Annotated in this window: 1 protein-coding gene; it reads left to right on the top strand. The window is 69.2% G+C overall.

Translation table 11 applies throughout. The annotated features are described in order from the left end of the window. Positions 1–44: 44 nt before the first annotated feature. The coding region (locus ACOADB_RS04960; protein WP_378596833.1) for an alpha-hydroxy-acid oxidizing protein at positions 45–653 on the top strand (609 nt) is incomplete at its 3' end.

Genomic DNA, 653 nt, shown 5'->3' with positions numbered 1-653 from the left:
CCCCTAGCGTCGACAGGGACCGAACAAGCCGTAGGAGGACCCGGATGTCGTGGATGGAAACCGTTGCCGAAGCGCAGCGTCGCGCGAAGAAGCGCTTGCCGAGCTCGGTCTACAGCGCCCTGCTGGCGGGCTCCGAGGTCGGGACCTCGTACGACGACAACACCCGTGCGTTCGCCGAGATCGGCCTCGCACCCCACGTCGCCGGGTTGTCGCAGCACCGTGACCTGAGCACCACGGTCATGGGCCAGCAGATCTCGATGCCGGTGCTCATCTCTCCGACCGGGGTCCAGGCGGTGCACCCCGACGGAGAGGTCGCGGTGGCCCGGGCGGCCGCGGCACGTGGCATTGCGATGGGCCTCAGCTCCTTTGCGAGCAAGCCGGTCGAGGAGGTGACGAAGGCGTCCTCGCAGGTCTTCTTCCAGTCCTACTGGCTGGGGGATCGTGCGGCCATCGCCCGCCGGATGGACCGGGCAAGGGCCGCAGGATGCGTCGGCATGATCGTCACCCTGGACTGGTCGTTCTCCTACGGGCGGGACTGGGGGAGTCCCTCCATCCCGGAGAAGCTGGACCTCAGGGCGATGGCCCGGTTCGCGCCGGAGGTGCTGCGCCGGCCACGGTGGCTCTACGACTTCGCGCGCTCCGGTGACCTGCCC

It is taken from the genome of Nocardioides sp. CPCC 206348 (assembly GCF_048654705.1).
Taxonomy (GTDB): Bacteria; Actinomycetota; Actinomycetes; order Propionibacteriales; family Nocardioidaceae; genus Nocardioides.
This window is presented reverse-complemented; position numbering and strand designations above follow the sequence as displayed.